The organism is Bathymodiolus azoricus thioautotrophic gill symbiont, assembly GCF_001298715.1.
In the GTDB taxonomy this organism is placed as follows: domain Bacteria; phylum Pseudomonadota; class Gammaproteobacteria; order PS1; family Pseudothioglobaceae; genus Thiodubiliella.
Map to the genome: position 1 here is coordinate 1 of NZ_CDSC02000190.1, position 892 is coordinate 892.

Genomic DNA, 892 nt, shown 5'->3' on the forward strand with positions numbered 1-892 from the left:
GAGTGTTTTTCCAGTCATGTGTTCCAACATAATAAGTATTATGACTTATTGTCAATAGTTGTATACGCCTGAAAATTTCTTGTGTTTCATGGGGTGCAGAGTAAGAGCGATGCATATGATTAACAATATTAATATCTTTACTAGGCCTTTGACCTAGCTTAGCAGCAGTATTCTCTATCATAATATCCTGAATATTGGTATAACGAACTAAATCTAACATTAAAACAGCGCCACTTGTTTTAGCATGATTCTCTCCAACCCAAAGATTCAATCTCCTCTTGCCTTTTATATTGTTATTATGTGCAATAAACTCATTCCAACTTATAGAACCAATTTTATCATTTCCCGTTGGATCAATATATTTAAGTGGATTATTGCCCACATAAACATATAAATTCAAGCCATCAACCGCCCCTATTGAATCAGGGCTTATCCATCTGGCAAGCCATGGTGCTAGATATCTGGTGCCATAATAGGATAAACTACTATTATCATCTCTTTCTTTATCTGTGTAACGATAGCGTTTTTGTTGGACTTCGGTTTTATCCTTGCCAGCAATAATGGCAGTACCACCATAAGGGTAGTAATTCTCATAACTTATAACTTGGGCTTTGTCGTCAAGTTCTAGGGTGTTGGATTGCAGGTGGCTGGTGAGTTGGTAGCGGGTTTGAGTAAAATTTGGACTAGAGTTTTGGGTGTTGTCTTTGCTACTTTCGCGCAGAATATGGGTACCGATGTGCAGAGTGTTGATTTGTTTCTTTGCTTCGTTGATTGAGATATCTAGTGCAGGTAGGTAGTCTCTTTGGCTTTGCGCTTGATTGTTAGATTCAATCACAGTGCGGACTCGCTTGCCTTGGTAATCATAGACATAGTATTGTGTGGTGTTGTTTTT

The 892-nt window shown here is 38.0% G+C and carries 1 protein-coding gene; it reads right to left on the reverse strand.

The window, feature by feature from the left end; all coding sequences use genetic code 11:
- The coding region (locus BAZSYMA_RS10350; RefSeq protein ID WP_241502544.1) for an RHS repeat-associated core domain-containing protein at positions 1 to 892 on the reverse strand (892 nt) is incomplete at both ends.